Genomic DNA, 25237 nt, shown 5'->3' on the forward strand with positions numbered 1-25237 from the left:
CGAACCGTCGACAGCCATATGAGCAAGCTGCGCAAGAAGTTGGATGCCGCCGGCGTCGGCGATCTCCTCAACGGCGTCAGGGGAGTAGGATACCGCCTTGGCGATTTCGGTTAGCAACAGCCTCAATGGGAAACAAGGTGGCCGCCGACCATCGTGACAAGAATGATGCCACAGACCACGGCAATGAGGCAGATTGCCGGCGTGCACTCAATACACTCAAGGGCGATGCGCAGGGCTCTGTTTTCCCGTGAACGTATCGTGGGCTCTGGCTGGCAGGGGCGTGCCTGATGACCTTGCTGGGTGTTTAAAGTCGGAGGGATCGCTCGCCGCAAATCTTCCGGCATCCACCAGTCTATTTGCAAACCAAGGGCACGGCGGCCATCATCTGTCAGCACATAGCGCGCACCATTGTTCCAGCCTGTGCTATCCTCTCTGATCACGCGAAGATTCAGCGCTTGTGCCAGCAATCTTGTCGTCTTGCGATCGACATCCGTAAAATCGGAAATCTCATAGATGCCGTCGCGAAGAATTCTCCTTAGGAGCTTCAATAGATCGGATTCATCTGGCGTTTGCATGTTCGCGTCCAATAGCGTCGGTCGTGTAATAGGCGTTCGCAAGCTCAGCACAGTTGCATGGACATTGCGTGGACGTTTGCGTGAGAATTTGCAAAGCGGCGGATCGTCAGCAGGCAAGCCGCTGCTACCGGCAAATTGTGTCTGTCCATGCGTCTGACATGACAGGAGGGCGCATATTCACTGTTCTGTGCCGTCTTCACTCGACCTGCATGCGACCTCCACAGAACCTGCACAAAAACGGGCTATATCGCCGGCAATCGTTGCGGAACATTCCAGATATGGGCAACCGCGATATGGTCGAGAAGGAAGCCATCGAAACATGAAATTCCCGGCCGAAGTAAAACAGATCCTGCTCGCAAGCGTTCTGGCGGCGGCATATCCGATGGTCGTTCATGCAGCTGTGATGGAATATTCGAAGACCGACGTGGTGCTTCGATCGGGACCAAACGACCGATTTCCGGCCGTCGGAATGGTGATGGCAGGCTCCCGCGTTCATATGTCCGGATGCACAAGAGAGTATGGATGGTGCGATGTCACCGTTTCAGGGCGAAGCGGATGGATGCCTGCCGCCGATATCGACGTCGAATACAACCATCAAAGACTGCCAATATCACGCTACATTCGCATCGCGGAAAGACCAGGTATCGCTGTCGTTTCCTTCGACATCGATACCTACTGGTCTCGAAACTACGCGCAATTGTACTTCTATACCGAGATAGGGATCTGGCGAAACATCCATTAATCTCACGACGAATTAGATCGAACCAAGACATTGATGAGATGCGCATAGAGGCTGGAAGCCTATGCGACCGCCAGGGCCACGAAATGGATCGCATAGTAACAAGATGATGATCGGCAGATCCTACAGAATTGCGTACCGACTGCGCGGCATAGGCAAAAAGGAAGCTCTCCATATATCGAATGGCAAGCTCAAGTATCTGTATCTCTTGTCGATCATGGCCGTCACGTTGATATTGCCGGCTTGCCAAACGATGGATTTAGTTCCGCCTGCGACACCTCCTCGCTTGCCCAAAGCCTATGCGGGAGCATCGCATGGGGTCGCTCGCGCGGAAGCAGGTGGCCTCGCATGGTGGGCGAGCTTTCACGACAGGACGTTGTCATCACTTGTCTCTCGCGCTGCCAACAGCAATCTGACCGTTGCGCAGGCTCGACAGAATCTCGCGGCGGCAAGGGCCATGGCTCATTCGGCGATTGCCGGCTATCGTCCCGAAGTCGGTGGCATTGCGCTTGCAAATGCCTCGACCGGCTCTCGGGTGAACAACGATTTCACACGGCGTCCGCTGCAATTGAACCTCGAGGCCAGCTGGGAGGCGGCACTTTTCGGGCAGGACAAACTAACACAGAGATCGGCTGACCTAAGCGCGGCAATCGCGAACGCGGATCTGGCGGCGGTGAGACTGGCGGTAACGACGGAAGTTGCTGCCAGCTATGTTCACCTTCGGGCACTCCAGAGACGTCACGCCGACGCCGTTGAGATGATCGGGTTGCTGGAGAAGAATTCAAAGCTTGCGAGCGTCAAGGAAAAGGTTGGGCTGTCCACGGCAATCGAAACCGAACCCCAGAAATTAGGCCTTGAGGCTGCGAGGTCGAAGCGCCTCGAATTGGAAAATGAGATCGCCATCGCAGCGCAGCAAATCGCGACCCTGGAAGGAACTTCCATTCCGGCCGCAGACATTCTCAAGCCTCAGCCGCAACCGCTCGCACGGACAAGCCTGATCGAAGGCCGGCCTGCCGATCTCTTGCGCTCACGGCCCGATGTGATGCGAGCCGAACTCGCAGTCGCTCAGGCCGGCGCGCAAGTGGGTATTGCAAGAAGCGATCTTTATCCGAAATTGCGCCTTTCGGGAACAATCGGGATTGGCGCTCCGATCGGTCACTCGTTGTTTGGGGTCGCCGGCGGCCCATCGCTGCAAATGCCGATATTCGATCTCGGTCGGCGCAAAGACGTCGTCGCGGCAAGCGAGGCGAAATTCCGCGAGGCGGGCCTGGCATATCAGCAGGTCGTTCTTGTCGCCTATGAGGAAGCGTCAAGGGCACTGCGAGAGTTCAATGCCGCAAGACAGAGAACGGCGGAACTGAGATCGCGGTTGAAACGCGTTACCATGGTCCGCAATGGTGCCGACATTCTCGTTCGCGAAGGTCTTGAAGATGGATCGAAGTCCATAAAGGGCGCGCTCGACCTACTGGAATTGCGGGCCTCATTGACCGACAGCATCGAAGACGAGGCTCGCGCCCTGATCGCCTTCCACAAGGCAACGGGCACTGCGCAGCAGGACGTCCCCCCGCGGACGTCGGACAGGCGGATGTGATCATGGCCGTGCCGATCGCGCGAAAAACTCTCCTCTATGAGTGGCGCCGGTTTCTGCCGGCGGTTGCGGCGGTTGCGTTTTCCGGGCTGCTCATGACGGCTCAGGGGGCACTTCTGTTGGGGATTGTGAGCGCGAACTCGCTTTATGTGTCCCAGTCAGACGCCAATTATTGGGTCGGCTTTCCGGGTACTCAAAGTGTCGAACTCGGGCGCACGGTCAAGGTTGGCGTATTGATGAGCCTGTACTCGGAGCCGCTTGTTTCTCATATCGAGCCGTTGCTGTTAGGATCGGGCGATTGGCGCGCGACCGGCGGCAATGGCGGCGTCAGCGTCACGGTCGTGGGTGTCGAGACGCAAGCCGACAGTGTCGGACTGGCCCGGGTCGTTCCAGCGGAACTACGCAATCAGCTACGCGAACCTGGCGCTGTGGTTGTCGATGCTTCGGACAGCGACAAACTTTCCACCAGGCCTGGCGATCTTGCGGAGGTGAATGGCCATACGGTACGCGTCATTGGCCTCATTGACGGGCTTCGCGGTCTGGGCGGGGTGAATGTCGTCAGTTCGCTCGATACCGCGCGCATGCTCGATCCGACACTGCCTGATGACGGCGCTGCAACGTATTTCCTCTTCAATGTGAAGGCCGGCAGTGATCCATCGGCAGTTATCGCGCGCCTCAATCGAAGGGCATCGGTCGAACGCTTCGAGATCTGGCCTTCGGGACAGCTGGCAAGTATGTCGACCAACTATATGCTGTTTGATTCCGGTGCCGGCATCGCTTTTATCTTCGCGACACTTATTGCCGCCACCATCGGGGCACTCATAACCAGCCAAACCCTAATGGCTGCCGTAGCAGGCGCGCTTCCGCAATATGCCACGCTTCGAGCGCTTGGCGTACCATTTGGCGGCTTGAGAACCATTGTTGCCGAGCAGGCGGCCTGGGTCGGTATTTCCGGCTTGATCATAAGCGGTGGCCTAAGCCTTCTCATTGCCCTCATTGCGCAGCTCTATAAGGTTCCCTTCGTGCTTGATGGCGTCGTTGTCCTTCTTGCTTCGCTCGTTGTGCTCGTCGTGGCAATTCTAGCCTGTCTTTTAGCAATTCATCGGCTGCGTCAGGCCGATCCCGCTTCGTTGTTGAGATGATCTCATGCGGTCCGCTATCTCGGCCTTCAATCTCCATAAATCGTTCACCGTTCAGAACGTGCGCACGAGCGCGCTCATTGATATTTCCGTCGAGATTTATCGCGGCGAGTTCACGGTGCTGAGCGGCCCTTCCGGCTGTGGCAAGAGTACGCTTTTGGCGACGCTCGGCGGCATGACGAAGCCGGATAGCGGACTTCTGCGCGCCGGTGAAATCGATCTCTCGTCGTCGACGGATGCGCAGAGGGATGCGTTTCGCTTAAAAAATTGCGGATTTATCTTTCAAGGCTTCAATTTGTTTCCTGCTCTGACGGCTCTCGAACAGGTTCAGGTGCCGTTGGACTATCTGAATATCCCTGAAGCCGAAGCGCGTGCGCGTGCGCTCGAGGCGCTGGAACGCGTCGGCCTGCTGCACCGCCAGCACTTGCGGCCCTCGCATCTGTCGGGCGGGGAAAAGCAGCGCGTCGCCATCGCAAGAGCAATCGTCAAGGAGCCGGCCATCCTGTTCGCCGACGAGCCGACAAGCGCGCTGGACACCAGCAACGGGCAGCGGATCGTCGAGATTCTGCGAGACACCGCAAGACAGTTGGGAACCGCGGTTCTGTGCGTTTCACACGATACGCGCCTGTTTTCGAAAGCAGATCGCCTCCTGAGGATGGAGGACGGGCGTCTGCTGCCTGATGAACGGCCTGCCTCCGGGCAAAACATTGACAAACGGGAATACTGGCATGGATCAAATTAAGCGCTCCCGCCGTCTTTGGGTGACCGGCTTGTTGGGATCGTCCCTGACATTGGGCCTTTTATGGATGGCCGTCGGCGTCCCGCAGGCGGACGAAAGCTCCGACACCATCGAGCGAGGCACGCCGGCAATCGCGGCCGCCGCGCGTGGGACGGTCGATGTGGAAGGAGGGCTCTATCGAATAACTGCCGTGCGCGATGGCGTCGTTACCGAGGTACGGGCGATGGAAGGGGCCTATGTGCGCAAAGGGGACGTGCTTGCCGCTCTGGATAGCCGGCAGGAGGAAGCTGCGGCGCGCATCGCCGAACAGGAGGTTTCCCAGGCGGATGATCACCATAAGCTCCTCGAAATCAAGGAGAAGAACCTTTCGAAGACGTATGAAAGAATGCGCCGCGCCGCTGTCGGCATGGCCGTGTCGGATCAGGCGCTTGCAGATGCGCGTGATGCTTATGAGACGCAGGTGATAGAAGCCAACTCCGCGGCGACGGCTCTGACCATCGCGCGTGAGCGTCTCGAAATAGCCAAACGTGAGGTCAGTCTGCGCTCGATCAAGGCGCCGGCCGACGGCATCGTCGTGCGCCAGGCGGTGAAGGCCGGCGAAGCCGTTTCCGCGCAGGCAATGAGCGAGATGTTCGTCTTGCTGCCAGATGGTCCGAAAATTGTGCGGGCAGACGTGCCGGAAGAATATCTCGATCTTGTCGGTCCCGGCATGAGTGTGGAGATCCTTCCCGAAGGACGCACGGCGCAAATCGTTTCGGGGCGCATCAGTCGAGTGTCCAAAGTGCTGTCGCATGCGAAACCGACGGAGAATTCCGGAGACCGAAGTGATATGAGAGCGGCAAACTGCATCATCACCGTCGCCCGCGACGCACATTTGGCCATTGGACAGCGCGTCGTGGTCCGCGTTCTAAAATGAAGCGGCCGGGGCCGTGACATACGACGGTATGTCAAAGGATCGGCCATGCCGTCTTGTCCGCAAAGGAGCGACGAGGTTCGCTGCTTCGGCCCTTGCCTCAATTCTTCTTAGGGCCGAACGACATTGCCTCTTGCGTAAATCATCTATCCCTAGCCTTACCGCCGCGCGTATGTAATTGGCGATGATGATAGATCTCAGGTCTTTTTGTACTCGCAACACGTTGGCGAAAGTCGCGATCCGTCGCATCCATCTTGCTACAGCATGCGCGGAAGTACATCCGTGTCTCCACCCTTGTCCGTCAGCCTGTGCTTTAATGTGCCTGCGAGATGCAGAAGGATACAGGTCAAAAGAACATAGGCGCTGTACTTATGCAGCGTTTGAAATATCGCGAAAGCTGCGTCGTTCTTGGGCAGGAGTTCCGGAATTTGGGAAATGAAGAAGAAAGGTACGCCATCGCTCTGCGTGAAGCTGCTCGACATGGAATAGCCAAGCAATGGAGTGATCAATGTCAGGACAACGATAAGACGGTGCGTGACATGCGCGAGCCATTTTTCCCAAGGCGCCAAGTTCAAAGGCGGATTGGGAAGAGAGGTCGTATATCGCCAGCGCAAGGCGAGATGTACCAATGCCAGAAGCCAAACCAGAACGCCAAACTGCTTGTGGTTGGGATAGAAAAAGCCGGCGGCGGCGACGGCATCTTCCGGGAGCCGGGTCATGTACAAGCCGGATGCCAGCAAACCCAGGATCAGAACTGCACGCAGCCAATGAAGAATTCGCATTGATAACGGATATTTTTTAATGCCGCTTTTGCGCGGGTATTCAGTCATGCCAGCTCCTTTCCAGAACGGAGAATCCGTCTTGGTTCGTGAGGATTTGCGATGTAACGAGAGGAACGGAAAAAACAATGGCACACAGCATCGCGACCATTAAAATTCCGGGCAAAAAACGAACCATATCGACAACTCAGCTTCCTTAATCATCTAAGGCGATAATTGTGGACGTTGCGCTGTCAGTTCGTGGAGATCTCGTGGAATGGTGCGGCCCGCTCAGCAAAGAAAGTCGCCAATCGCTGAGACAAAAGGACGACCGAAGTAATAGATGAACGGCTTCGCCATCGAGCATCGTGGTATCCTGCCGTTCTTTGATTGTGATCGGGATTGCCTGCGGCAGTTGGTTAATATCCGGCTGTTTCTCGCAGGCTTCCGACAAACTGAGTGATCGTGATGATTAAGAGACTGAACGGCCACATCGTTAGGGCGATGCTCATCCTGGCGCTGATCGCCTTCATCGTCACTTATCTAGGTCTCACCATTTACTATGTTTGGGTGGAGCAATGGCTTTATCCCGATGCCATTGATGAAACCAAATGGCAGATCAGCGACTTCGTCCTGATAGGCGTAATCCTCGCGATTGGCCTCATGGTGGCCTCCATTGCCGGCTGGCGTCTCACAAAGACTATAGTTGAGCCTCTGGAGGCAGTCGCCTCCGCTGCGCGAGCGATCGCCGAGGGCGATTTCACGGCGAGAGCGCCAAAAGTTCGGTCCGCTTTCCACGAGGCCAGCGCTTTGGTCGAGGACTTCAATTCCATGGCGGAGCGCCTGAACAAAGCGGAGGCTGAGCTCAAATATTCCAACTCGTCCATCGCCCACGAACTGCGCACGCCGCTGACCATTCTCCGCGGCCGACTGCAAGGCTTACTTGATGGTACATTCGAGCCGAGCTCGGATCTTTATGTTCGGCTGATTGCACATGTCGACGATTTGTCCACGATCGTCGAGGAACTGCGCACGCTGGCGCTGAGCAGCGCCGGAAAGCTGGATCTCGAACTCGATACGATTGATCTGGCAAGCGAGGTGAGGGGCATCCTCGAATCCATCGCGGAGGAACTGAGGCGTGCTGGAATAACATTGGACGGATATTTCGCGCCGGCGGTCTCGATGGCTGATCGGACCAAGATCCGCCAAGCCGTGTTGGCATTGCTGGAAAACTGTCGCCGCTATGCGCCAGGCAGCAAGGTCGAATTGCACACCGGGCAGACGTCGGATCACGCTTTCATACGGATCGCGGATAATGGGCCAGGGTTGAAGGATACAGGCCGCGAGCGTGCCTTCGAGCGATTTTGGCGAGCTGATGAATCCCGGACACGCGCTTTAGGCGGTTCGGGACTGGGTCTTTCTGTTGTGCGCGGAATAGCTAGAGCACATGGCGGCGAGGCGCTTATCGTCGATCAGCAGGGTCCTGGATTGGCGGTCGAAATTCGGTTGCCATTGAGACATGTCCAAACATAGAGCGTTCCATATGATGGCCGCGCTCACCACCGTGTGCAAATAGCGATCTCCTGTCATTCAAGGCTCAAGTTTGTCAGCTTTTTCTTCGGCAAGAGCGATGGATCAGGTCAGCAGCCCGTGCATGACAAGATCAATATGCGCTTTTAGATAGACGCTTTTGTCCAGAGCCCGGCGCTCGTCAAAAAGGAGCTTGAAGAATAGAAAGGCGATGGCGGGCGCCACGACTGCGTCGCAGAACGCCGCCGGCGCCGGCCGGAACTCCCCGAGTTTTACCCCTTCGTCGATAAGCGACTGCATTTGACGCTCGAGGGGATCGATAAATATGTCGTGGTGCCGATCGACGATCTGCGGGAAGCGCGAACCTTCGGCAATGACGAACCGCATCAGCTCCCGCAATTTGCGATCCTTGATTATGAGGTCGTAGATGAGCTCGATATTTCCCTGAAGCCGCTCCGTGGCGGTCCCTTTCAGTTCGTTTGCGCTTGCCAGCAGATTTTCGAGAGGCCCTGAAATATGCCTGATCATCGCCTCGAAAAGCTGTTCCTTGGTCTCGAAGTAAACATAGACGGTTCCCTTCGTAACGCCGACCCTGCTGGCAATATCTTCGACGCGTGTCGCGACATAGCCGCGCTCGACGAATTCTTCAAATGCGGCATCCAGGATCTGTACGGGGCGGCGGGCCTTTTGCTCCGCGCGCGTCGGCTTTTTTAGGTCGGTCATGATTCCACCTTGAGCGTTATTGACGGTTCGACGTCAACACAAATTCTATTGACTAATGGGTCAGTCAATAATATTCGTCGCGCCAACGGATGCAAGAGGTCAAATCATGAAAACTATCCTTGTCATCGCATGGCTGGGTGCGAGCGCGGTCGCGCTGTCCTCGTGCGAAAAGCAGGCCGAGAGTGAGACAAAGCCAAAGAACGTGGAGGCTGTCGTGGCCAAGGTCACGCCGGTCGTCGAAAGCAATGCCATTACCGGCGAGGTGAGTGCCCGCGTCGAAAGCGACCTCTCCTTCAGGGTAAGCGGACGTATCGTCGAGCGCCTTGTTGACGTCGGGACGTCGGTGAAGGCCGGGCAGGTGCTTGCGCGCATGGACGCCGAAGAACAGAAGGCGGATCTCGATGTTGCCACCGCGAACCTGCAATCGGCGCTCGCGCAGCAAACCCAGGCCCAATTGGCCTTCGACCGCCAGCAGAATCTCTTCAAGACGCAGGTGACGACGCGCGCTGCACTCGATCAGGCCCAGGAAACGCTGCTGACTGCCCAGGGAAGCGCGAAGTCGGCCCAAGCTCAACTCGACACGGCACAGGATGCGCTCTCCTATACGGAGTTGCGCGCTGATGCCGATGGCGTCATCACCGCCAGAAACGCCGAAGTGGGGCAGGTCGCGCAAGCCGCGCAGTTGGTCTTTACGCTTGCGCATGACGGCCCCAGGGACGCTGTCTTTAACGTCTTCGAGTCCCTCTTTTTGGGTCGCAACCTTGAAAACAAGGTCGCCGTCAGCCTCCTTTCGGCGCCATCTCACAAGATAGAAGCTTCCGTGCGCGAAATCTCGCCCACGATCGATGCGTCGACTGGAACGATCAGGGTCAAGGTGGGTCTCGAAGGCGCATCGGACATGCAGCTTGGCGCTCCGGTCGTCGGCTTGTTCCGGTCCACCGTGCGGGACGCAATCGAATTGCCGTGGTCGGCAATGGCCTCAAAAAGCGGCAAGCCGGCCGTTTGGATCATCGATCCCGCGTCATCGAGCGTGTCGCTGCGCCAGATCGACGTCTCCGGCTATGAGACCGGTCGCTTCGCAGTGCGGACGGGCGTGTCTCCGGGCGAGATCGTCGTCGTCGACGGCACGAAATTCTTGCGATCAGGCCAGGCCGTCACATACGACAAGGGAGCTGCAAAATGAATATCCGTATCACAGCCGGCCTTGCGATCCTTGGCTCATTGCTGCTGACGTCCTGCCAGAAACAGGATGAAGCTTACCATGAGCCGGCGCGCCCCGTGCTTTCCGTTGTCGTCAAATCAACCGCGGCCTCCGCGCTGACCCTGCCGGGAACGGTCGAGGCCAAGATCGAAACCCAGCTCGCATTTCGGGTCCTGGGACGGGTCATCGCGCGCAAAGTCAGCGTCGGCGACATCGTCAAGAAGGGCGATGTCGTTGCCGCCATCGATCCGCTGTCGCTGGAACTTGCGGTCAAAAGCTCGCAATCCGAGCTTTCCAACGCCCAGGCTCAGCTGGCAAATGCCGCATCCACCGAAGAGCGCCAGCGGTCCTTGCTTGAAAGCAGATCGGGAAGTGAAGCAGCCTACGAAGAGGCGGAACTTGGGCGCAGAAGCGCCAGTGCCGCGGTTGCCAAGGCACAGGCCAATTTGGACAAGGCCGAAGAGCAATTGGGATACACACAGCTTGCAGCGGAGTTCGACGGCGTCGTGACGGCTACTTCGGCGGAAGTGGGCCAGGTCGTGTCCGCGGGCCAAAGCATCGCCACCGTGGCCCGACCCGATCAGCGGGATGCGGTGATCGACATACCCGTCGCGAGTTTCGATGGGCTCAAGGTGGGGTCGCCCTTTGAAGTCGCTCTCCAGCTGGATCCGACCATCCGCGCGAGCGGTGTCGTCAGGGAGATCGCACCGGAAGCCGAAGCTACGACGCGCACGCGACGCACGAAAATCACGCTCATCGATCCGCCAGCAGCGTTTCGCCTCGGTTCTGTCGTCACCGCAACGGCGACCGTCGTTGCGGATCCGATGATCCTGCTGCCCTCTTCATCCATCCTGATGAAGGATGGAAAGCCGAACGTCTGGGTGGTCGATACCACGGCTCGCAAGGTCTTCATTCGCGCGATCAAGATCGACGGGGATCTCGTCGAGGGCGGTTCCGTGAAGATCGCAGAAGGCATCAGCGCCGGCGAACGCATCGTCGTTGCCGGAGTTCACAAGCTTGCCGACGGCCAGGCCGTCAGAGTAGATTAAGGAAAGCCCCCGTGAAAAAATTCAACCTGTCCGACTGGGCGCTCGAGCATCGTTCGCTCGTCTGGTACTTCATGATCGTCTTCATTCTGGCCGGCGCGTTTTCCTATATCGGTCTCGGCCGCGAGGAAGATCCCGCTTTCACCATCAAGACGATGATCATTCAGGCGCAATGGCCTGGTGCTTCGGCCGAGGAAGTGACGAAGCAGGTCACCGACCGTATCGAAAAGAAGCTCGAGGAACTGGATTCGCTCGATTATACCAAGAGCGAGACGGTTGCCGGCCAGACGACCATTTTCGTCGAACTTCTGCCGACGACCAAGGCCAAGGATGTCAATGCCATCTGGATGCGGGTCCGCAACATGATTGGCGACATCAAGGGAGATTTTCCGAGCGGTGTCGTCGGGCCGTTTTTCAACGACAACTTCGGCGACGTCTACGGCAATATTTACGCCTTTACCAGCGATGGGCTGACACAGCGCCAGCTTCGCGATCTGGTCGAGGATGCGCGCGCAAAAGTGCTGACGGTCCCAAATATCGGCAAGGTGGACATTATCGGCGCGCAGGACGAGGCCATCTATCTCGAATTTTCAACGCGAAAGATTGCGGCGCTGGGGCTTAACCAGCAGTCCGTCATCGATACGCTGCAGGCGCAGAATGCCGTCACCCAGTCCGGTTTCGTCGATGCCGGTCCCGAGCGCATCGCCTTGCGGGTCAGCGGCCAGTTCACGTCCGAGGAAAGTCTCCGGTCGATCAATCTTCGTGTTAATGACCGCTTCTTTCCGTTGACCGATGTCGCAACGATCAAACGTGGCTACGTCGATCCTCCCTCGTCGCTGTTCAGATTCAACGGCCAGCCGGCTATCGGGCTTGCCATCGGCATGAAGACCGGGGCAAATCTGCTCGAATTCGGCGAGGCGCTCGACAAGGAGATTGAACAGGTCACGGCCGATCTTCCCATCGGCGTGGACGTCCAGCGGGTTTCCGATCAGCCCGCCGTCGTCGACGAGGCCGTGTCGGGCTTCACGCGTGCACTGTTCGAGGCGATCGTCATCGTGCTGGCGATCAGCTTCATCAGCCTCGGCGTTCGGGCGGGGCTCGTGGTCGCCATCTCCATTCCGCTGGTGCTGGCGATTACCTTTCTCGTCATGGCCTATTCTGGCATTTCCATGCAGCGTATTTCGCTTGGGGCGCTGATCATCGCCCTTGGCCTCCTTGTCGATGACGCCATGATTGCCGTGGAGATGATGGTTGCCCGACTGGAGGTGGGCGATGATCTGAGAAAAGCCGCGACATACGTCTACACCTCGACCGCCTTTCCGATGCTAACAGGCACGCTGGTGACGGTCGCAGGCTTTATCCCCGTCGGCCTCAATACCAGCGCTGCCGGCGAATTCACCTTCACTCTCTTCGTGGTCATCGCCGTTTCGCTTCTGGTTTCGTGGGTGGTTGCGGTGTTGTTCACGCCGTTGCTCGGCGTCACGATCCTTCCGAAATCCATGAAATCGCATCATGAGCAGAAGGGGCGTTTTACGCGGGCCTTCGCATGGCTCCTGCGCGTGGCTATGCGTTGGCGCTGGATCACGATTGCCGCCACCGTTGCGGCCTTCGCTCTTTCCATCGGCGGGATGAGCCTCGTGCAACAGCAGTTTTTCCCTTCCTCCGACAGACCGGAGCTGATCGTCGACTGGAACCTGCCGCAGAACAGCTCGATCTCCGAGACGAACCAGCAGATGGCCAGGTTCGAACGCGAGATGCTGGCGAACAACAAGGACATCGACCACTGGACGAGCTATGTCGGCCAGGGGGCGCCTCGCTTCATCCTGTCCTTTGACGTGCAGACCCCCGATGTCTCCTTCGGGCAGACGGTGATCGTCACCAAGGGGCTCGACGTTCGCGACAAGGTCAAAGCCGAACTGCAGGAATATCTGACGAAGACCTTCCCCGGAACCGACGCGTTCGTGAAGCTGCTCGACATCGGCCCTCCGGTCGGCAAGCCGGTGCAATATCGGGTCAGCGGGCCGAATATCCAGAAAGTCCGGGACATTGCCCAGCAATTCGCAGGCATCGTCGGCCAGCATCCCCTGCTGTCCAACATGACATTCGACTGGAACGAGCCTTCGCGAGTGGTCAAGGTCGATGTCCTTCAGGATAAGGCACGGCAACTGGGTGTCTCGTCGCAGGACATTGCAACGGCTCTGAACAGCATCGTCGAGGGATCGGCGGCGACCCAGATCCGGGACGACATCTATCTTGTCGATGTGATCGGCCGGGCCGAAACCTCCGAGCGAGGTTCGATCGAAACGCTGCAGAACCTTCAGCTTGGCGGCTCCAATGGCAAGTCGGTGCCGTTGTCTGCGGTTGCGAATTTTCACTACGAATTGGAGCAGCCGACGATCTGGCGGCGGACGCGCATACCGACCATCACCATCAAGGCCGCAGTCGTCGGATCGACACAGCCGGCGACGATCGTCAACGAACTGCAGCCGAAAGTCGAAGAGTTCCGCAAGAGCCTTCCGAGCGGCTACCACATCGTCGATGGCGGTTCGGTTGAGGAAAGCGCAAAAGCGCAGGGGCCGATCATCGCCGTTGCACCGCTCATGCTGTTCATCATGGCGACGATCCTGATGATCCAGCTGCAAAGCTTCAGCAGGCTGTTCCTGGTCTTCGCCGTCGCACCATTGGCATTGATCGGCGTCGTCGGAGCTTTGTTGCTCAGCAATGCACCGCTCGGATTTGTCGCGATCCTGGGTGTCTTGGCACTGATCGGCATTCTGATCCGCAACTCGGTGATCCTCATCGTGCAGATCGAGCACCTTCGAAGCGAGGGCATGCCGCCTTGGCAAGCCGTCATCGAGGCGACGGAGCACCGGATGCGACCCATCATGCTGACGGCGGCTGCCGCAACGCTCGCGCTGATCCCGATCTCCAGGGAGATATTCTGGGGACCCATGGCCTACGCGATGATGGGCGGCATTGTCGTCGGTACGGTTCTGACGCTGCTCTTCCTCCCCGCCTTGTATGTTGCCTGGTTCCGAATTCCCCGCGACAGCGCGCAACACTGAAGAGGGGATCCGATGTCAAAGGCTGGAAGAACGGGTTTTGTCGTGCTGATGACCCTATCGGTATTGGCGGGTTGTGCGGGGCGGCTGGAGAATGTTCTCCAGCCGCTTGCAGCGGCCACGCCAGGCACGAGCACCGTGGACATGATGGTGGCCACTACCCGTCGGCCGACCGACAAGCCAGGCGAGCTTTATTCCGGCGAGCGCGGAACGGCGATCTCGTTCAACGATATCGTCGTTTCCATTCCTCCGGATCGAAATCGTAAAATCGGCGAGGTGCAATGGCCATCGCATGTGCCCGCCAATCCCGCGAAGGAATTCGCCGTCCAGAAGGTCGCAGGGGTCACATCCGAGCGCAATGTTTTTGAATGGTTCAGCAAGAACCGCAACGCCAAGCGGCAGGTCGTCATTTTCGTGCACGGCTTCAACAATACCTATTCCGATGCCGTCTTTCGCTTCGCGCAGATCATGCATGATTCCGGAACGGATGCCGCGCCGATCCTCTTTACCTGGCCCTCGCGCGGCAATGTCTTCGACTACCTCTACGATAAGGAGAGCACGAATTTCTCACGGCGAGCGCTGGAAGATCTGATCCTGCAAGCCGCGAAAAGTCCTGACGTCGGAGAGGTGACGATCCTCGCCCATTCGATGGGATCCTGGCTGACGGCGGAAGCGTTGCGTGGCGTTGCCATGCGTAACAAGACAATTCCGGCGAAGGTGAAGAATGTCATCCTGGCATCGCCTGACATCGATATCGACGTATTTCGCCGGCAGATGATCGAGATGGGGCCGCAACGTCCGCACTTCACGATCTTTTCCTCGACCAAAGATAAGGCGCTGCAGGTTTCGCAATGGCTCTCCGGCGGCGTCAGTCGCGTCGGCGGCTTCGATTCGACGCCCTATGCCGCGGATTTGGCTAAGCTCGGGATCACGGTCATCGACACGAGTTCCGTCAAGCCGGACGATGCGCTCGGCCACAATACGTTTGCGGATAATCGGGATATGGTCCAGCTGCTTGGACGGCGGCTGGCGGGACAGTCGCTGGATACCGGACGGGTCTCGCTTGCGGACCGCGTCGGCATGGCGGCCGTCCGAACGGCGGATCTGGCGGGATCGGCAGCGAAAGTCGCAGTCGCAGCGCCCATGTCGATCGTCAGCGATGATGCAAGGCAGGTGCTGAAGCAGCAATTTTCCTCGGGACCGTCGCCCATCGTCGACGGGCGTATCTCCTACTAAATTCCTTTATTGTTTGAAATTTCTAGGCTCGCTCATCCGTCCTGCCGTACCCGGGTGGCTTTCGGGGGATTTCGAGTGTGATGGCAAGGCCGCCGGCAGCCGGCAGCGACGCAAACACGCGTCCGCCGTGGCGCTCGATCGCCTGCCGGGTGATCGCAAGGCCAAGGCCGTATCCATCTCTGCTCACGGCGTCGTTGCCGCGCGAAAAAGGCTGGAAGATGCGCTCCAGCTCGTCCCGCCCGACCCCCGGCCCCTGATCGGTGACGCAGATGGTAAGCAGGTCGGGTTTCGCTTCGCAAAACACGGCTATACGGCTTTGCGCAGCAGTATATTTGACAGCGTTCCTCACCACGTTTTCAAGTGCCCTGTAGATCAATTCGCCCTCGACTTCCGCGAGGAACGTGCCGCCGACACTGGTGGTGATCGAGATCTCCCGCGACTGCGCTTCGAAATCTGCATCGCCCAGGATTTCGTTCAGAAGTTCGACGATATCGAGGGATTGGGTTTTCAGTGGCATGCTGGAGCCGGCCGTCAGCCTGGCAAGCGTCAGGATTTCGCCCACCAGCACATCGATGCGCTCGACCTCTCGATCCACACGGTCGAGCATGGCGTCGAGTTTCGCCGGGCTTTGCCGCAGAACACCCACGACGGCCTGCAGGCGGGACAGCGGCGAGCGCAATTCATGGGAGACGTCGTGAAACAACTGCTGTTGCGCATCTTGAAATTTCTGCAGTCGCGCCGCGCTGGAATCGAAGTCGTGCGCGAGCGCCGTAACTTCGTCCGTGCGTCCCGCCATCTTGTCGCCGATGCGGAAGTCGAAGCGGCCATGCGCAAGCGCGCTCAGGCCGTCACGCAGATGGACGACGGGGCGAATGAGATATCGCGCGAGCGCGCCCGCCGATATCGTGCTCGATATCAGGATCGTGAGCCATGGCAGGAATGGGGCGAGGTTCTCAAAGGTAAAACTCATCGGCGCCGCCGCGAAAATGCGGTAGCAACTCCCATCCCTTGAGACGGAACGTGCATCGGTCGCGTTCTCCTGCGGGCATGCATTGACGCTGGCGGACTTCGACAGGGAAAGGCCAACCGGTCGCGTCTTTTCGCTCGTCAACACGAAATGTCTGGCGGCGTCCTCGCCATCCTCAATCAGGACGTTTGCGGCAAGATTGATGAGGAGTGTCCGCCTGTCCTGTTCCAGTTCATGTGCGAAGGGGACTGCTTGAATGAGCTTGACGGTAATAATGACGACGCCGACAGTTGCTGCGAGCGTCAGCCAGATAATCGTGAAGAACTTCCAGAAGAGCTTGGGCATGGTCAATCCACGAGCAACTGATAGCCGAAACCTCGCACGGATTGGATCCATGATTGCCCGTCCTCTCGCAGCCCAAGTTTCTGGCGAACGCTGCTGATATGAACATCGATGCGGCGATCGAAGGGCGTAAGTGGCTTTCCAAAAGCCTGTTTGGAAATGTCCTGTTTTGACACCAGCTGGCCGGCGTTGCGGGCAAGGACTTCGAGCAGACCGAACTCGGTGCCGGTCAGCTCCAACGGTTCGCCGCACCATTCAGCGCTTCTTTTGCCCGGATGGATCACGAGCCGACCTGCCTTGACGACATCGATCGATGCGCCTGCGGGCTGATGCGTCCGGCGCAAGATCGCACGCAACCTCGCGGCAAGTTCGCCCGGCGAGCACGGCTTCGGAACATAATCGTCAGCGCCAAGGTTTAGACCGGATATTGTGTCGACGTCATCGCCTCTTGCCGTCAGCATCAGCACGGGGATCTGGCTGAGCTTGCGGATTCTCTGCAGAACCTCGATCCCGTTCATCCGGGGCATCATGATATCCAGGACGATGATGTCGACCGTATTTCCGGCGGCCGCCGCAATGGCCGCGCGCCCATCCGTGTCGGTTGCGACGTCATATCCTTCTTCAGTGAGGTATTCCTGCAAAAGTACCGTTAGCTCGACATCATCGTCGATGAGAAGAACCCTGCTCATTCACCCTGTCCATCATTCGTATCGGCGATCCATACAATATAAAGCCGAAGGTCGGACCAAGTTTTACATAACTTAACACTCACTTGACCGCACTTAACATTCGTCCGGCTACTGATTGCTATCGGTGAGCTGTGATCGGTTGCTCGATTGGAATAGCTCGCGCTCCTGCCAGAAGCCGCAAGGCCAGAAACTGCAAGGCCAGAAACTGCAAGGAATGCATTGTTGAAAAAGCTGTCTCCAAGGTTCGCAGTCGCATTCGTTGTGGCTACGCTTCTCTTTCCCTTTTCCGTTCGAAATGCCGCGGCGGAACAGACCGCAGCGTCCGCTCTTACCGTTTCTCTGACCGCGCCAGAGCAGCGGAACTGGCCCGAAGCCGTTCCGGCGAGCGGCTGGCTGAAATCATGGCAGGACGCAGTCATCGCCTCGGAAACGAGCGGCCTTCGCATCACGGACGTTCTGGTCGATGTCGGTTCCGTGGTGAAGAAAGGGCAGACGCTGGTGCAGCTGTCGCAGGACAGCGTTTTGGCGGAGCTTCGCAAACAGGAAGCGGCCGTCGTGACCGCCAAGGCAAGTCTCGCCAAAGCCAAGGCCAACGCAGATCGGGCACGGCAGCTTCAGTCTTCCGGCGCACTCTCCGCCGAGAAAATCACCGAGTATTTCGCCGACGAGCAAACCGCAACTGCGAGCCTCGCATCCGAGGAGGCGGCACTCGACAGCGAAAAGATCAAGCTTGCGCAGACGACGATTACCGCCGTAGACGACGGCCTGATAACCTCGCGCTCCGCCAATCTCGGTGCGGTCGTCTCCACCGGCACCGAGCTGTTTCGCATGGTTCGCCAGCAGCGCGTGGAATGGCAGGCGGAAGTATCGGCCCGCTATCTTCTAAGCATCTCGGAGGGTTTGAAAGCCACCATCAACGGCCCCGACGGCCGCCGGATCGAAGGCAAGGTGCGGCTGGTTGGACCGTCGGTGAGCACGGATACCAGCCGCGCGATTATCTATGTCGCGCTGCCGACGGATGTGCGGCCGCGGATCGGGTTCTACGTCACTGGAAGCATAGAGCTGCGGACGACGCCAGCCTTGACTGTTCCCGAACCGGCGATCGTTTTCCGCGACGGCCTTAGTTACGTTTTCACCGGGGGCGACGACAGCCGGGTGCGACGGGTTCGGGTGGAAACCGGGCGTCGCAACAATGGCGAGGTCGAAATTCTTTCCGGCATAGACCGGACAACGAAGATTGTAACGTCGGGCGGTGCATTTCTGTCTGATAACGACGTCGTAAAGATTGCGGAGACGCACTGATGAATTTCTCGGCGTGGTCTATTCGCAATCCCGTGCCTGCGATTTTGCTGTTCGCGATGCTCGGTTTTGGCGGGCTCCTGGCCTTCAAGCAGCTGGCGATCCAGAACTTCCCGGACATGGATCTGCCAACGATCAAAATCTCCGCCACGCTCGATGGCGCGGCGCCGACCCAGCTCGAGACGGAAGTCGCCCGCACCATCGAGGACAGTCTCGCCTCCCTCAGCTATCTCGATCACATCACGACGACGATCACCGACGGCAGCGTCTCGATCAAGGTTTCCTTCAAACTCGACAAGGACAGCGAAGCGGCACTGAACGAAGTCCGCAATGCCGTCGATAGCGTAAAGGCCGATCTGCCGGCACAGATGGAGACGCCGAGCGTTACCAAAGATACCGTGCAGAGCTCCGCGTTGGTTGCCTATGCCGTGCGCTCGACCAGCCTCGACGAGACGGAATTGTCCTGGTTCATCGACAACGATCTGACCAAGGCGTTGCTATCGGTCCCGGGTGTCGGACAGGTCAATCGTATCGGCGGTGTCGATCGCGAGGTTCATGTCGATCTCGATCCCGCGACCATGGCATCGCTCGGCGTCACCGCGGCCACCGTATCCTCGCAGCTCAAAGCGGTGCAGGCCGACACGTCGGGCGGGCTCGGCGAAATCGGGGGGACGCGGCAAACATTGCGTACCCTTGGCAACCTCCCGTCGGCCGAGGCGCTGAAGGGACTTAGAATTCCACTGGCGAATGGCCAGCAGGCGCGTCTCGACGATGTCGCATCGGTCCAGGACAGTTTCGCGGATCGCACGTCGATCGCCTATCTCGACGGCAAGCCTGTGATTGCCGTCGAGATCAAGCGTTCGAAAGGCTTTTCGGATAGCGGTGTCGCTGAAGATGTCGATGCGGCAATCAAGACGTTCGCTGCCGCTCACCCCAATGTGCAAATCGACCAAGCCTACAGCACGATCGGGCCGATCATGGATAACTACCATGGCTCGTTGCACATGCTGTATGAGGGTGCCATTCTCGCAATCATCGTCGTCTGGTTATTCCTTCGCGACTGGCGCGCGACAATCCTGTCCGCGGTGGCGCTGCCTCTGTCGGTCATCCCGACATTTCTTGCCATGTATTTTGCAGGCTTCAGTCTGAATATCCTTACACTGCTTTCCCTGTCATTGGTGATCGGCATACTCGTGGATGACGCCATCGTCGAGATCGAGAACATCGCTCGCCATCTGAAGATGGGCAAACGGCCGATCGACGCCGCGCTTGAAGCCGCCGATGAAATCGGGCTTGCCGTCATTGCAACGACCTTTACGCTGGTTGCCGTCTTTTTGCCGACGGCTTTCATGGGCGGTATACCGGGCCTTCTGTTTCGGCAGTTCGGCGTCACCGCCGCCGTCGCGGTCCTCGCCTCGCTTGTGGTGGCGCGTCTCCTGACGCCGATGATGGCGGCCTATTTCATGAAGGCCTATCCGTCCGAGGAGAAGGACGGCCGCATCATGCGCACCTATCTGGCCGTCGCGAAGGCCGCCCTGAATCACAGGATGACCACGGTTACGACAACGGCTGTCATCGTGGCGCTTTCGCTTTCCACCATTCCCTTCCTGAAATCGGGCTTTCTGCCCGCCTCCGATGATGCCCGCACACAAATCACGCTCACGATGCAACCCGGCTCCACAATCCTCCAGACTGATGCAATGACGCGCAAGGCGGCCGACATTGTCGGCAAGCTGCACGACGTCACACGTGTATTCTCCTCGGTTGGTTCGTCATCCTCCAGCAGCGGTGTAGATAGCAGTTCCACGAGTGATGTCGGCTCCGCCACGATCGTGGTCGTCCTCACACCCATTTCCGAGCGCAATCGAAAGCAGGCGGAGATCGAAAACGATATTCGTCAGGCACTCTCCGTCCTGCCGGGAATGCGCGTGGAAGTCGGGAATGGCGGCAACGGCACCAAGCTCGAGATTACCCTTGCCAGCGACGACGCCGATGCGCTCGACAGCGCAAGCACGGCACTGGAGGAGCAGCTTCGAACGGTTCAGGGGATCGGCGCGGTCACATCGACAGCAGCCAGGCAGGCGCCTGAGATCCAGATCACGCCCGATTTTGCCCGCGCCGCGGCGCTCGGCATAACATCCAATGCGATTGCCAGTGCCGTGCGCGTGGCGACAAACGGAGAATATTCCTCGGATCTGCCAAAGCTTACGCTGCCACAGCGGCAGATCCCGATCGTGGTTCGCTTTTCGCCTGAAACGCGCGCCAGTCTTGTCGATATCAAGAATGTGCGGGTGGCGGGAACGAACGGCAATGTCGACCTCGGTTCGATTGCCGACATCCATATCGGCGGCAGTCCTTCCGAGATCGACCGCATCGATCGCATGCGCAATGTCACGGTCTCGGTCGAACTCAACGGCCGCATCCTGGGCGATGTCAATCGCGAGGCGAAGGCGCTGCCGGCGCTCCGGCATCTGCCGCAGGGTGTAACGCTTGTGGAACAGGGAGAATTGCAGCGCAGCTCGGAGCTGTTCCAGAGCTTCGGTCTTGCGATGGCGATCGGCATCTTCTGCATCTATGCCGTCCTCGTCCTGTTGTTCCAGGATTTTCTGCAGCCTCTTACGCTTCTGATGGCCCTGCCGCTTTCGCTTGGCGGCGCGCTGCTGCCGCTCGTGATGACCGGAACGAGCTTCTCGATGGCGGCAGTCATCGGGCTGCTCATGCTGATGGGCGTGGTGACGAAGAACTCGATCCTGCTCATCGAATATGCGATCATGTCGCGACGGCAAGGCATGTCCAGGTTCGACGCGCTCATCGATGCATGTCACAAACGCGCGCGGCCGATCGTCATGACCACCATTGCCATGGCGTCAGGCATGCTTCCCGTTGCCCTTAGCCTGACTGGCGGCGATTCGAGCTTCCGTCAGCCGATGGCTATCGTGGTGATCGGCGGCGTGACAACGTCGACCTTGCTGAGCCTCATTGTCATCCCCGTTATCTTCACCTTCGTCGATGATTTGGAAACAGTCCTCAAGCGTCTCCTGCGTCGCGTCGGCCTGACCCATGAAACCGCCACGGAAACTCTGGCATCCGATGGTCACGAGGCTATCGCCTTCAACTCTGATCGTACACGGCGAGGACATGGTCACGGTTAATCCTCCCGTTTTGGAGAGTGGTCAGCCCCGCCGCCGGTTAATGTTCGTCGCCTTTCGGCTGCCATGGATCGCGGTTTGTGCCGACGCCTTCGCCCCCGACCGCAACACAGAATTGGAGAGATAAAGGAGATCCATGTTTCTGACCATCATCCCCGATATTCTGGTTGTAGATGGCGACGGCAAGGTTCGCTCTCTCCTCAGCCAATATCTTGGCGAGCAAGGCTTTCACGTGAGAACGGCAAGCAATCTCCTCGGGTGCAATGAGGCCATCACTCTGCGTCCTCCCGATCTTATAATTTTGGAGGTTATGCTGCCCGACGGATCGGGCCTCGATTTCTGCCGCGACCTGCGAAATCGCCGCTCCCGCGTTCCGGTCATTTTGCTGACTAACCTGACGGAGGACATCGACCGGATTCTCGGTCTTGAGATCGGCGCGGACGATTATCTTGGCAAGCCATTCAATCCGCGTGAGCTGGCAGCGCGCATTCGTGCCGTCCTGCGTCGAACGAGCAATAAGACGCCTCCAGAATCCGAGGCAAAACGGTTTAGGTTCGCTGACATCGCACTTGATCCGCAGCTTTGCCGCGTGACCAGGAGTAACGGCGAGCTGATCTTGCTGACTGGAGCCGAATTTGATCTGCTCAAGGCGTTTCTGGAGCGTGCTGGCCGATTGCTGTCGCGCGATCAACTGCTCAATCTGACGCAGAAGCGCGGCCGCGATCCTGCGGATCGTTCGATTGATGTCCTCGTCAGCCGGCTGCGTCGCAAGCTCGGTGAAACGCCTGAGGAGCCGATATTCAGGACGATCCGCAATGGCGGTTATCAGCTTGTGGTCCCGGTGGCGACGGCATAACGACATGCGCAAAATCAAAGACCTAAAGCGTGGGAAGCGAATCTGAAAGATTGCGGCGTCTTCAGACGTTTCTTTGCATGGCCAGATAGGCGGCAATTGCGGTCGATTATAGGTTACTGCAACCGTCGCCTATAACTCGATGAGGCGCTCGGCGCTGAACTTGTCCGTAATCAGCGTATCGATAACGCCGATACGCAAGGCACCGGCGATCGCGGCGGTCTTCTTCGTGCCGCCGGCAAGCGCGATGACCCGATCGACTCGTTCGAGATCTTCAAGCGGGAAGCCGATGACGCGCTCGTCGAGCGGCGTCTTTACAGGCCTGCCGTCCTTGTTGAAAAAACGCAGCGATATATCGCCGACGGCACCTGCCTCGGCAAGGTCGGCAAGCTCGCGCGACGAAAAGATATTGCCGGACCTTGCAAGCAATTCCGATGGCTCGACGGCCCCGATGCCGACGATGGCGAGCGTGATGCTGCCGAAGAGATCCATCGTCTCCCGCACGAACGGGTCCGACTGCATCAAAAGCTTGGCCTCGCGCGAGGTGGTCACGCCCTGCACCGGAAGAAGTTTCGGCTCGGCGCCGGTCAGTCGTGCAAGGCGGGTGGTCAGCTGGGTAGCATGCGTTTGCACCGACGGATCGCCCATGCCGCCAAGCGTCTGAACGACATACTTGGCCTGGGCGCTCTTCTGGGGATGAATATTTTCCACCATCTTGAAGATCGTCTGGCTCCAGCTGGAGACGCCGATGATCTCGCCAGGCGCAAGCGTGACCTCCAGAAGATGAGCAGCAGCTTCGCCGATCCGAGCCATGATGGCGCCATCACGGTCTTCGGTGCATTCGACGACGATGGCTTCGGGCAGACCGTATTTTGCGCGCAGCGCTCCTTCGAGTTCGCTATAGGTACCCACGGGCGGGATGACGCTCGTGCGGACGATGTCTTCCGCCTCGGCTCGCTTCAGCATTCGCGATACGGTTGCCTGCGATAGACGAAGGTGCTGTGCGATATCCGCCTGGCGCTTGCCCTCTATGTGGTACATCTGGGCAACTCTTGAGATGAGGCGGAGTTCGTTAAGGCGAGCCATCGTTGATCCCGAGGTGAATTTTTATTCACCTTTAACCGGAGTTGGGCGCAAGGTCGAGCGGGCCAGCGCATCATTCCATCTATTCAGGAGAGCCGTGTCGTCGATGCTTTCCGGCTTGATGACCTCGGTATTTCTCGGAAGCGCCGCGATGGCATCAAGATCCCGCCACAGGCCGATCGAAAGCCCCGCGAGATAGGCCGCGCCGAGCGCGGATGCTTCCGGTGCCTCGCATTGGATGATGGCGTGGTTTACGAGGTTCGAGACGCACTGCATGAGGAAACTGTTCCGGCTCGGCCCGCCGTCCACATAAAGCCTGCCGAGCTCGCCGCCGCTCTGTGCCCGCATCGCCATGATCACGTCATAGACCTGGAAAGCGATCGAGTCGGTGACCGAGCGCGCCATCTGCGCGCGGGTGGTGCTGAAATTGATCTGCGAGAAGAGAGCGCGAGCGTCGGAATTCCAGTGGGGAGCACCCAATCCGACGAAGGCGGGCACGAATCCCGGACCGCCCGGTTCCGCCGTCGCGGCAAGATCGACAAGCGATGCAACGTCCGGAAGGCCCAGAATGCCGGCCATCCATGGCAGGCTCGCGGCGCAAACAAGGATGTTGCCTTCGAACGCGAAGGTCGGCTGGCCGGCGATGCGCCAGGCGACTGTCGTGGTGATGCCATTGCGCGGCGCAATGAAGCGCGGCAGGGTGGTCATGACCGAAGACCCCGTTCCGAAGGTCGCCTTGCCATCGCCGGGATTGAAGGCGCCGTGGCCGAACAAAGCCGCATGGCTGTCCCCGATGGCCGATCTGATCGGCGTGCCGTCCGGAACACCGGGAAGGCCATGCGTGGTCCCGAAGTCCGCGGAGCTGTCGAGCACCTCCGGCAGGAGGCGGATATCCACGCCGAAAATCGTACCCAGTTCTTCGCTCCAGGCTTGAGCCTCAAGGTCGAACAGCTGGCTTCGCGCAGCATTCGAGGCGTCGCAGACATGCCTGCGGCCATCGGTCAGGCAATGGATGAGCCAGCTGTCGATCGTGCCGATGCGGACCTTTCGCCCATAGGGAACCCGCTCAAGGAGCCAGCGGAACTTCGGGCCTGGAAACATCGGATCGAGAGGAAGGCCGGTCAGCGCTTCGACGCGCTCCAGATGCCCGTCGGCGATGAGACGCTCGCAATCCGGCGCCGTGCGTCTGCACTGCCAGCTCAGCACCGGTCCAAGCGCCTTGCCCGTTTCGGCGTCCCAAACGGTGACGGACTCCCGCTGGTTGGAGATCGCCACCGCTTCGATCGTCGAGCCTTGCGCGCTTTGCAGGCAGAGTTCGATCGCTTCGCAGACGGATGCATAGAGCCGATCCGGATCCTGCTCGACCCAGCCGGGCTTCGGATAGGAGATACCAACCGGCGCCGAGCCTCTGGCAATAATGTCGCCGCCCTCAGAGACGAGAGCCGCCTTCGAGTTGGTCGTCCCCTGGTCGATTGCCAGAATGGCCCGCATCATATCCTCCACCAGAGCATGATGCCGAAAAGTGTGAGCGGTTTTCGGGCGACATTATGCTCTACTTCTTTGATTTCAGAGCGGGGCGGCAATCCGCCCCGGCTCGAATGCGCGC

General features: G+C 58.8%; 21 protein-coding genes. 14 read left to right on the forward strand and 7 right to left on the reverse strand.

Annotated elements, in window-relative coordinates; translation table 11 throughout:
* Positions 1–114 (forward strand): winged helix-turn-helix domain-containing protein (locus tag HGP16_RS19460; RefSeq protein ID WP_205926486.1); only part of this gene is annotated, 114 nt, incomplete at its 5' end.
* Positions 115–122: 8 nt separating this feature from the next.
* Here HGP16_RS19460 and HGP16_RS19465 read toward each other — a convergent pair.
* Positions 123–575 carry a hypothetical protein gene (locus HGP16_RS19465; RefSeq protein WP_168841660.1) on the reverse strand — a complete coding sequence of 151 codons (453 nt, stop codon included), beginning with the start codon at positions 573–575 and terminating at the stop codon, positions 123–125.
* Positions 576–894: 319 nt separating this feature from the next.
* Here HGP16_RS19465 and HGP16_RS19470 point away from each other — a divergent pair, with 319 nt between their 5' ends.
* The 5 genes from HGP16_RS19470 (at position 895) to HGP16_RS19490 (ending at position 5696) form a co-directional block, all read left to right on the forward strand.
* Positions 895–1317: an SH3 domain-containing protein gene (locus HGP16_RS19470; protein WP_168841661.1), complete on the forward strand. Its 423-nt coding sequence runs from the start codon at positions 895–897 to the stop codon at positions 1315–1317.
* Between the two features lie 373 nt (positions 1318–1690).
* Positions 1691–2905 carry a TolC family protein gene (locus HGP16_RS19475; protein ID WP_246703404.1) on the forward strand — a complete coding sequence of 405 codons (1215 nt, stop codon included), beginning with the start codon at positions 1691–1693 and terminating at the stop codon, positions 2903–2905.
* A gap of 2 nt (positions 2906–2907) precedes the next feature.
* Positions 2908–4044: an ABC transporter permease gene (locus HGP16_RS19480; RefSeq protein ID WP_168841662.1), complete on the forward strand. Its 1137-nt coding sequence runs from the start codon at positions 2908–2910 to the stop codon at positions 4042–4044.
* 58 nt (positions 4045–4102) lie between these two features.
* Entirely contained in the window at positions 4103–4783 is a 681-nt protein-coding gene (locus HGP16_RS19485; RefSeq protein ID WP_312862897.1) for an ABC transporter ATP-binding protein, read from the forward strand.
* A complete protein-coding gene (locus tag HGP16_RS19490; protein ID WP_168841664.1) occupies positions 4770–5696 on the forward strand; it encodes an efflux RND transporter periplasmic adaptor subunit in 927 nt (308 codons plus the stop codon). Before HGP16_RS19485 ends, HGP16_RS19490 begins: the two co-directional genes overlap by 14 nt.
* Before the next feature lie 254 nt (positions 5697–5950).
* On the opposite strand, the gene HGP16_RS19495 is transcribed toward HGP16_RS19490, so the two are convergent.
* Positions 5951–6523 (reverse strand): cytochrome b, encoded by a 573-nt coding sequence (locus HGP16_RS19495; RefSeq protein WP_168841665.1) that lies wholly within the window; start codon positions 6521–6523, stop codon positions 5951–5953.
* Positions 6524–6919: 396 nt separating this feature from the next.
* On the opposite strand from HGP16_RS19495, the gene HGP16_RS19500 reads away from it, so the two are divergent.
* Positions 6920–7984 carry an ATP-binding protein gene (locus HGP16_RS19500; protein WP_246703403.1) on the forward strand — a complete coding sequence of 355 codons (1065 nt, stop codon included), beginning with the start codon at positions 6920–6922 and terminating at the stop codon, positions 7982–7984.
* Positions 7985–8086: 102 nt separating this feature from the next.
* Here HGP16_RS19500 and HGP16_RS19505 read toward each other — a convergent pair whose 3' ends face one another.
* Positions 8087–8704 carry a TetR/AcrR family transcriptional regulator gene (locus tag HGP16_RS19505; protein WP_168841666.1) on the reverse strand — a complete coding sequence of 206 codons (618 nt, stop codon included), beginning with the start codon at positions 8702–8704 and terminating at the stop codon, positions 8087–8089.
* A 106-nt stretch (positions 8705–8810) separates the two neighbouring features.
* Here HGP16_RS19505 and HGP16_RS19510 point away from each other — a divergent pair, with 106 nt between their 5' ends.
* From HGP16_RS19510 to HGP16_RS19525, 4 genes are read left to right on the forward strand one after another with little or no spacing between them, the layout of a single operon-like run.
* The gene (locus tag HGP16_RS19510; RefSeq protein WP_168841667.1) at positions 8811–9887 is read left to right on the forward strand and encodes an efflux RND transporter periplasmic adaptor subunit; all 1077 of its coding nucleotides are present in this window, start codon (positions 8811–8813) and stop codon (positions 9885–9887) included.
* Positions 9884–10954, forward strand: coding sequence for an efflux RND transporter periplasmic adaptor subunit (locus HGP16_RS19515; protein WP_168841668.1), 1071 nt, complete (start codon positions 9884–9886; stop codon positions 10952–10954). Before HGP16_RS19510 ends, HGP16_RS19515 begins: the two co-directional genes overlap by 4 nt.
* Before the next feature lie 11 nt (positions 10955–10965).
* Positions 10966–14016, forward strand: a complete 3051-nt coding sequence (locus HGP16_RS19520) for an efflux RND transporter permease subunit (protein ID WP_168841669.1) — start codon at positions 10966–10968, stop codon at positions 14014–14016.
* Between the two features lie 12 nt (positions 14017–14028).
* Entirely contained in the window at positions 14029–15249 is a 1221-nt protein-coding gene (locus HGP16_RS19525; protein WP_246703402.1) for an alpha/beta hydrolase, read from the forward strand.
* A gap of 22 nt (positions 15250–15271) precedes the next feature.
* Here HGP16_RS19525 and HGP16_RS19530 read toward each other — a convergent pair whose 3' ends face one another.
* Together HGP16_RS19530 and HGP16_RS19535 are read right to left on the reverse strand one after the other, a co-directional pair.
* The gene (locus tag HGP16_RS19530; protein WP_168841670.1) at positions 15272–16561 is read right to left on the reverse strand and encodes a HAMP domain-containing sensor histidine kinase; all 1290 of its coding nucleotides are present in this window, start codon (positions 16559–16561) and stop codon (positions 15272–15274) included.
* A 2-nt stretch (positions 16562–16563) separates the two neighbouring features.
* The gene (locus HGP16_RS19535) at positions 16564–17247 is read right to left on the reverse strand and encodes a response regulator (RefSeq protein ID WP_168841671.1); all 684 of its coding nucleotides are present in this window, start codon (positions 17245–17247) and stop codon (positions 16564–16566) included.
* 231 nt (positions 17248–17478) lie between these two features.
* On the opposite strand from HGP16_RS19535, the gene HGP16_RS19540 reads away from it, so the two are divergent.
* From HGP16_RS19540 to HGP16_RS19550, 3 genes are all read left to right on the forward strand, one after another.
* The gene (locus tag HGP16_RS19540; RefSeq protein ID WP_246703418.1) at positions 17479–18549 is read left to right on the forward strand and encodes an efflux RND transporter periplasmic adaptor subunit; all 1071 of its coding nucleotides are present in this window, start codon (positions 17479–17481) and stop codon (positions 18547–18549) included.
* Positions 18549–21698: an efflux RND transporter permease subunit gene (locus HGP16_RS19545; protein WP_168841673.1), complete on the forward strand. Its 3150-nt coding sequence runs from the start codon at positions 18549–18551 to the stop codon at positions 21696–21698. Before HGP16_RS19540 ends, HGP16_RS19545 begins: the two co-directional genes overlap by 1 nt.
* Positions 21699–21831: 133 nt before the next feature.
* Positions 21832–22551, forward strand: coding sequence for a response regulator (locus tag HGP16_RS19550; RefSeq protein ID WP_168841674.1), 720 nt, complete (start codon positions 21832–21834; stop codon positions 22549–22551).
* 129 nt (positions 22552–22680) lie between these two features.
* On the opposite strand, the gene HGP16_RS19555 is transcribed toward HGP16_RS19550, so the two are convergent.
* Both HGP16_RS19555 and HGP16_RS19560 read right to left on the reverse strand, forming a co-directional pair.
* The gene (locus tag HGP16_RS19555; RefSeq protein WP_168841675.1) at positions 22681–23634 is read right to left on the reverse strand and encodes a sugar-binding transcriptional regulator; all 954 of its coding nucleotides are present in this window, start codon (positions 23632–23634) and stop codon (positions 22681–22683) included.
* A gap of 21 nt (positions 23635–23655) precedes the next feature.
* Positions 23656–25122, reverse strand: coding sequence for an FGGY family carbohydrate kinase (locus HGP16_RS19560; RefSeq protein ID WP_168841676.1), 1467 nt, complete (start codon positions 25120–25122; stop codon positions 23656–23658).
* Positions 25123–25237: the final 115 nt, after the last annotated feature.

The organism is Rhizobium sp. P40RR-XXII (genome assembly GCF_012641405.1).
GTDB lineage: Bacteria > Pseudomonadota > Alphaproteobacteria > Rhizobiales > Rhizobiaceae > Rhizobium.

Coding starts and splice junctions, on each gene's coding strand:
- HGP16_RS19500 (WP_246703403.1), top strand. CDS start 6,920: ATGATTAAGAGACTGAACGGCCACATCGTTAGGGCGATGCTCATCCTG.
- HGP16_RS19560 (WP_168841676.1), bottom strand. CDS start 25,122: ATGCGGGCCATTCTGGCAATCGACCAGGGGACGACCAACTCGAAGGCG.
- HGP16_RS19525 (WP_246703402.1), top strand. CDS start 14,029: ATGTCAAAGGCTGGAAGAACGGGTTTTGTCGTGCTGATGACCCTATCG.
- HGP16_RS19480 (WP_168841662.1), top strand. CDS start 2,908: ATGGCCGTGCCGATCGCGCGAAAAACTCTCCTCTATGAGTGGCGCCGG.
- HGP16_RS19495 (WP_168841665.1), bottom strand. CDS start 6,523: ATGACTGAATACCCGCGCAAAAGCGGCATTAAAAAATATCCGTTATCA.
- HGP16_RS19510 (WP_168841667.1), top strand. CDS start 8,811: ATGAAAACTATCCTTGTCATCGCATGGCTGGGTGCGAGCGCGGTCGCG.
- HGP16_RS19490 (WP_168841664.1), top strand. CDS start 4,770: ATGGATCAAATTAAGCGCTCCCGCCGTCTTTGGGTGACCGGCTTGTTG.
- HGP16_RS19465 (WP_168841660.1), bottom strand. CDS start 575: ATGCAAACGCCAGATGAATCCGATCTATTGAAGCTCCTAAGGAGAATT.
- HGP16_RS19530 (WP_168841670.1), bottom strand. CDS start 16,561: ATGCCCAAGCTCTTCTGGAAGTTCTTCACGATTATCTGGCTGACGCTC.
- HGP16_RS19515 (WP_168841668.1), top strand. CDS start 9,884: ATGAATATCCGTATCACAGCCGGCCTTGCGATCCTTGGCTCATTGCTG.
- HGP16_RS19535 (WP_168841671.1), bottom strand. CDS start 17,247: ATGAGCAGGGTTCTTCTCATCGACGATGATGTCGAGCTAACGGTACTT.
- HGP16_RS19545 (WP_168841673.1), top strand. CDS start 18,549: ATGAATTTCTCGGCGTGGTCTATTCGCAATCCCGTGCCTGCGATTTTG.
- HGP16_RS19550 (WP_168841674.1), top strand. CDS start 21,832: ATGTTTCTGACCATCATCCCCGATATTCTGGTTGTAGATGGCGACGGC.
- HGP16_RS19505 (WP_168841666.1), bottom strand. CDS start 8,704: ATGACCGACCTAAAAAAGCCGACGCGCGCGGAGCAAAAGGCCCGCCGC.
- HGP16_RS19470 (WP_168841661.1), top strand. CDS start 895: ATGAAATTCCCGGCCGAAGTAAAACAGATCCTGCTCGCAAGCGTTCTG.
- HGP16_RS19555 (WP_168841675.1), bottom strand. CDS start 23,634: ATGGCTCGCCTTAACGAACTCCGCCTCATCTCAAGAGTTGCCCAGATG.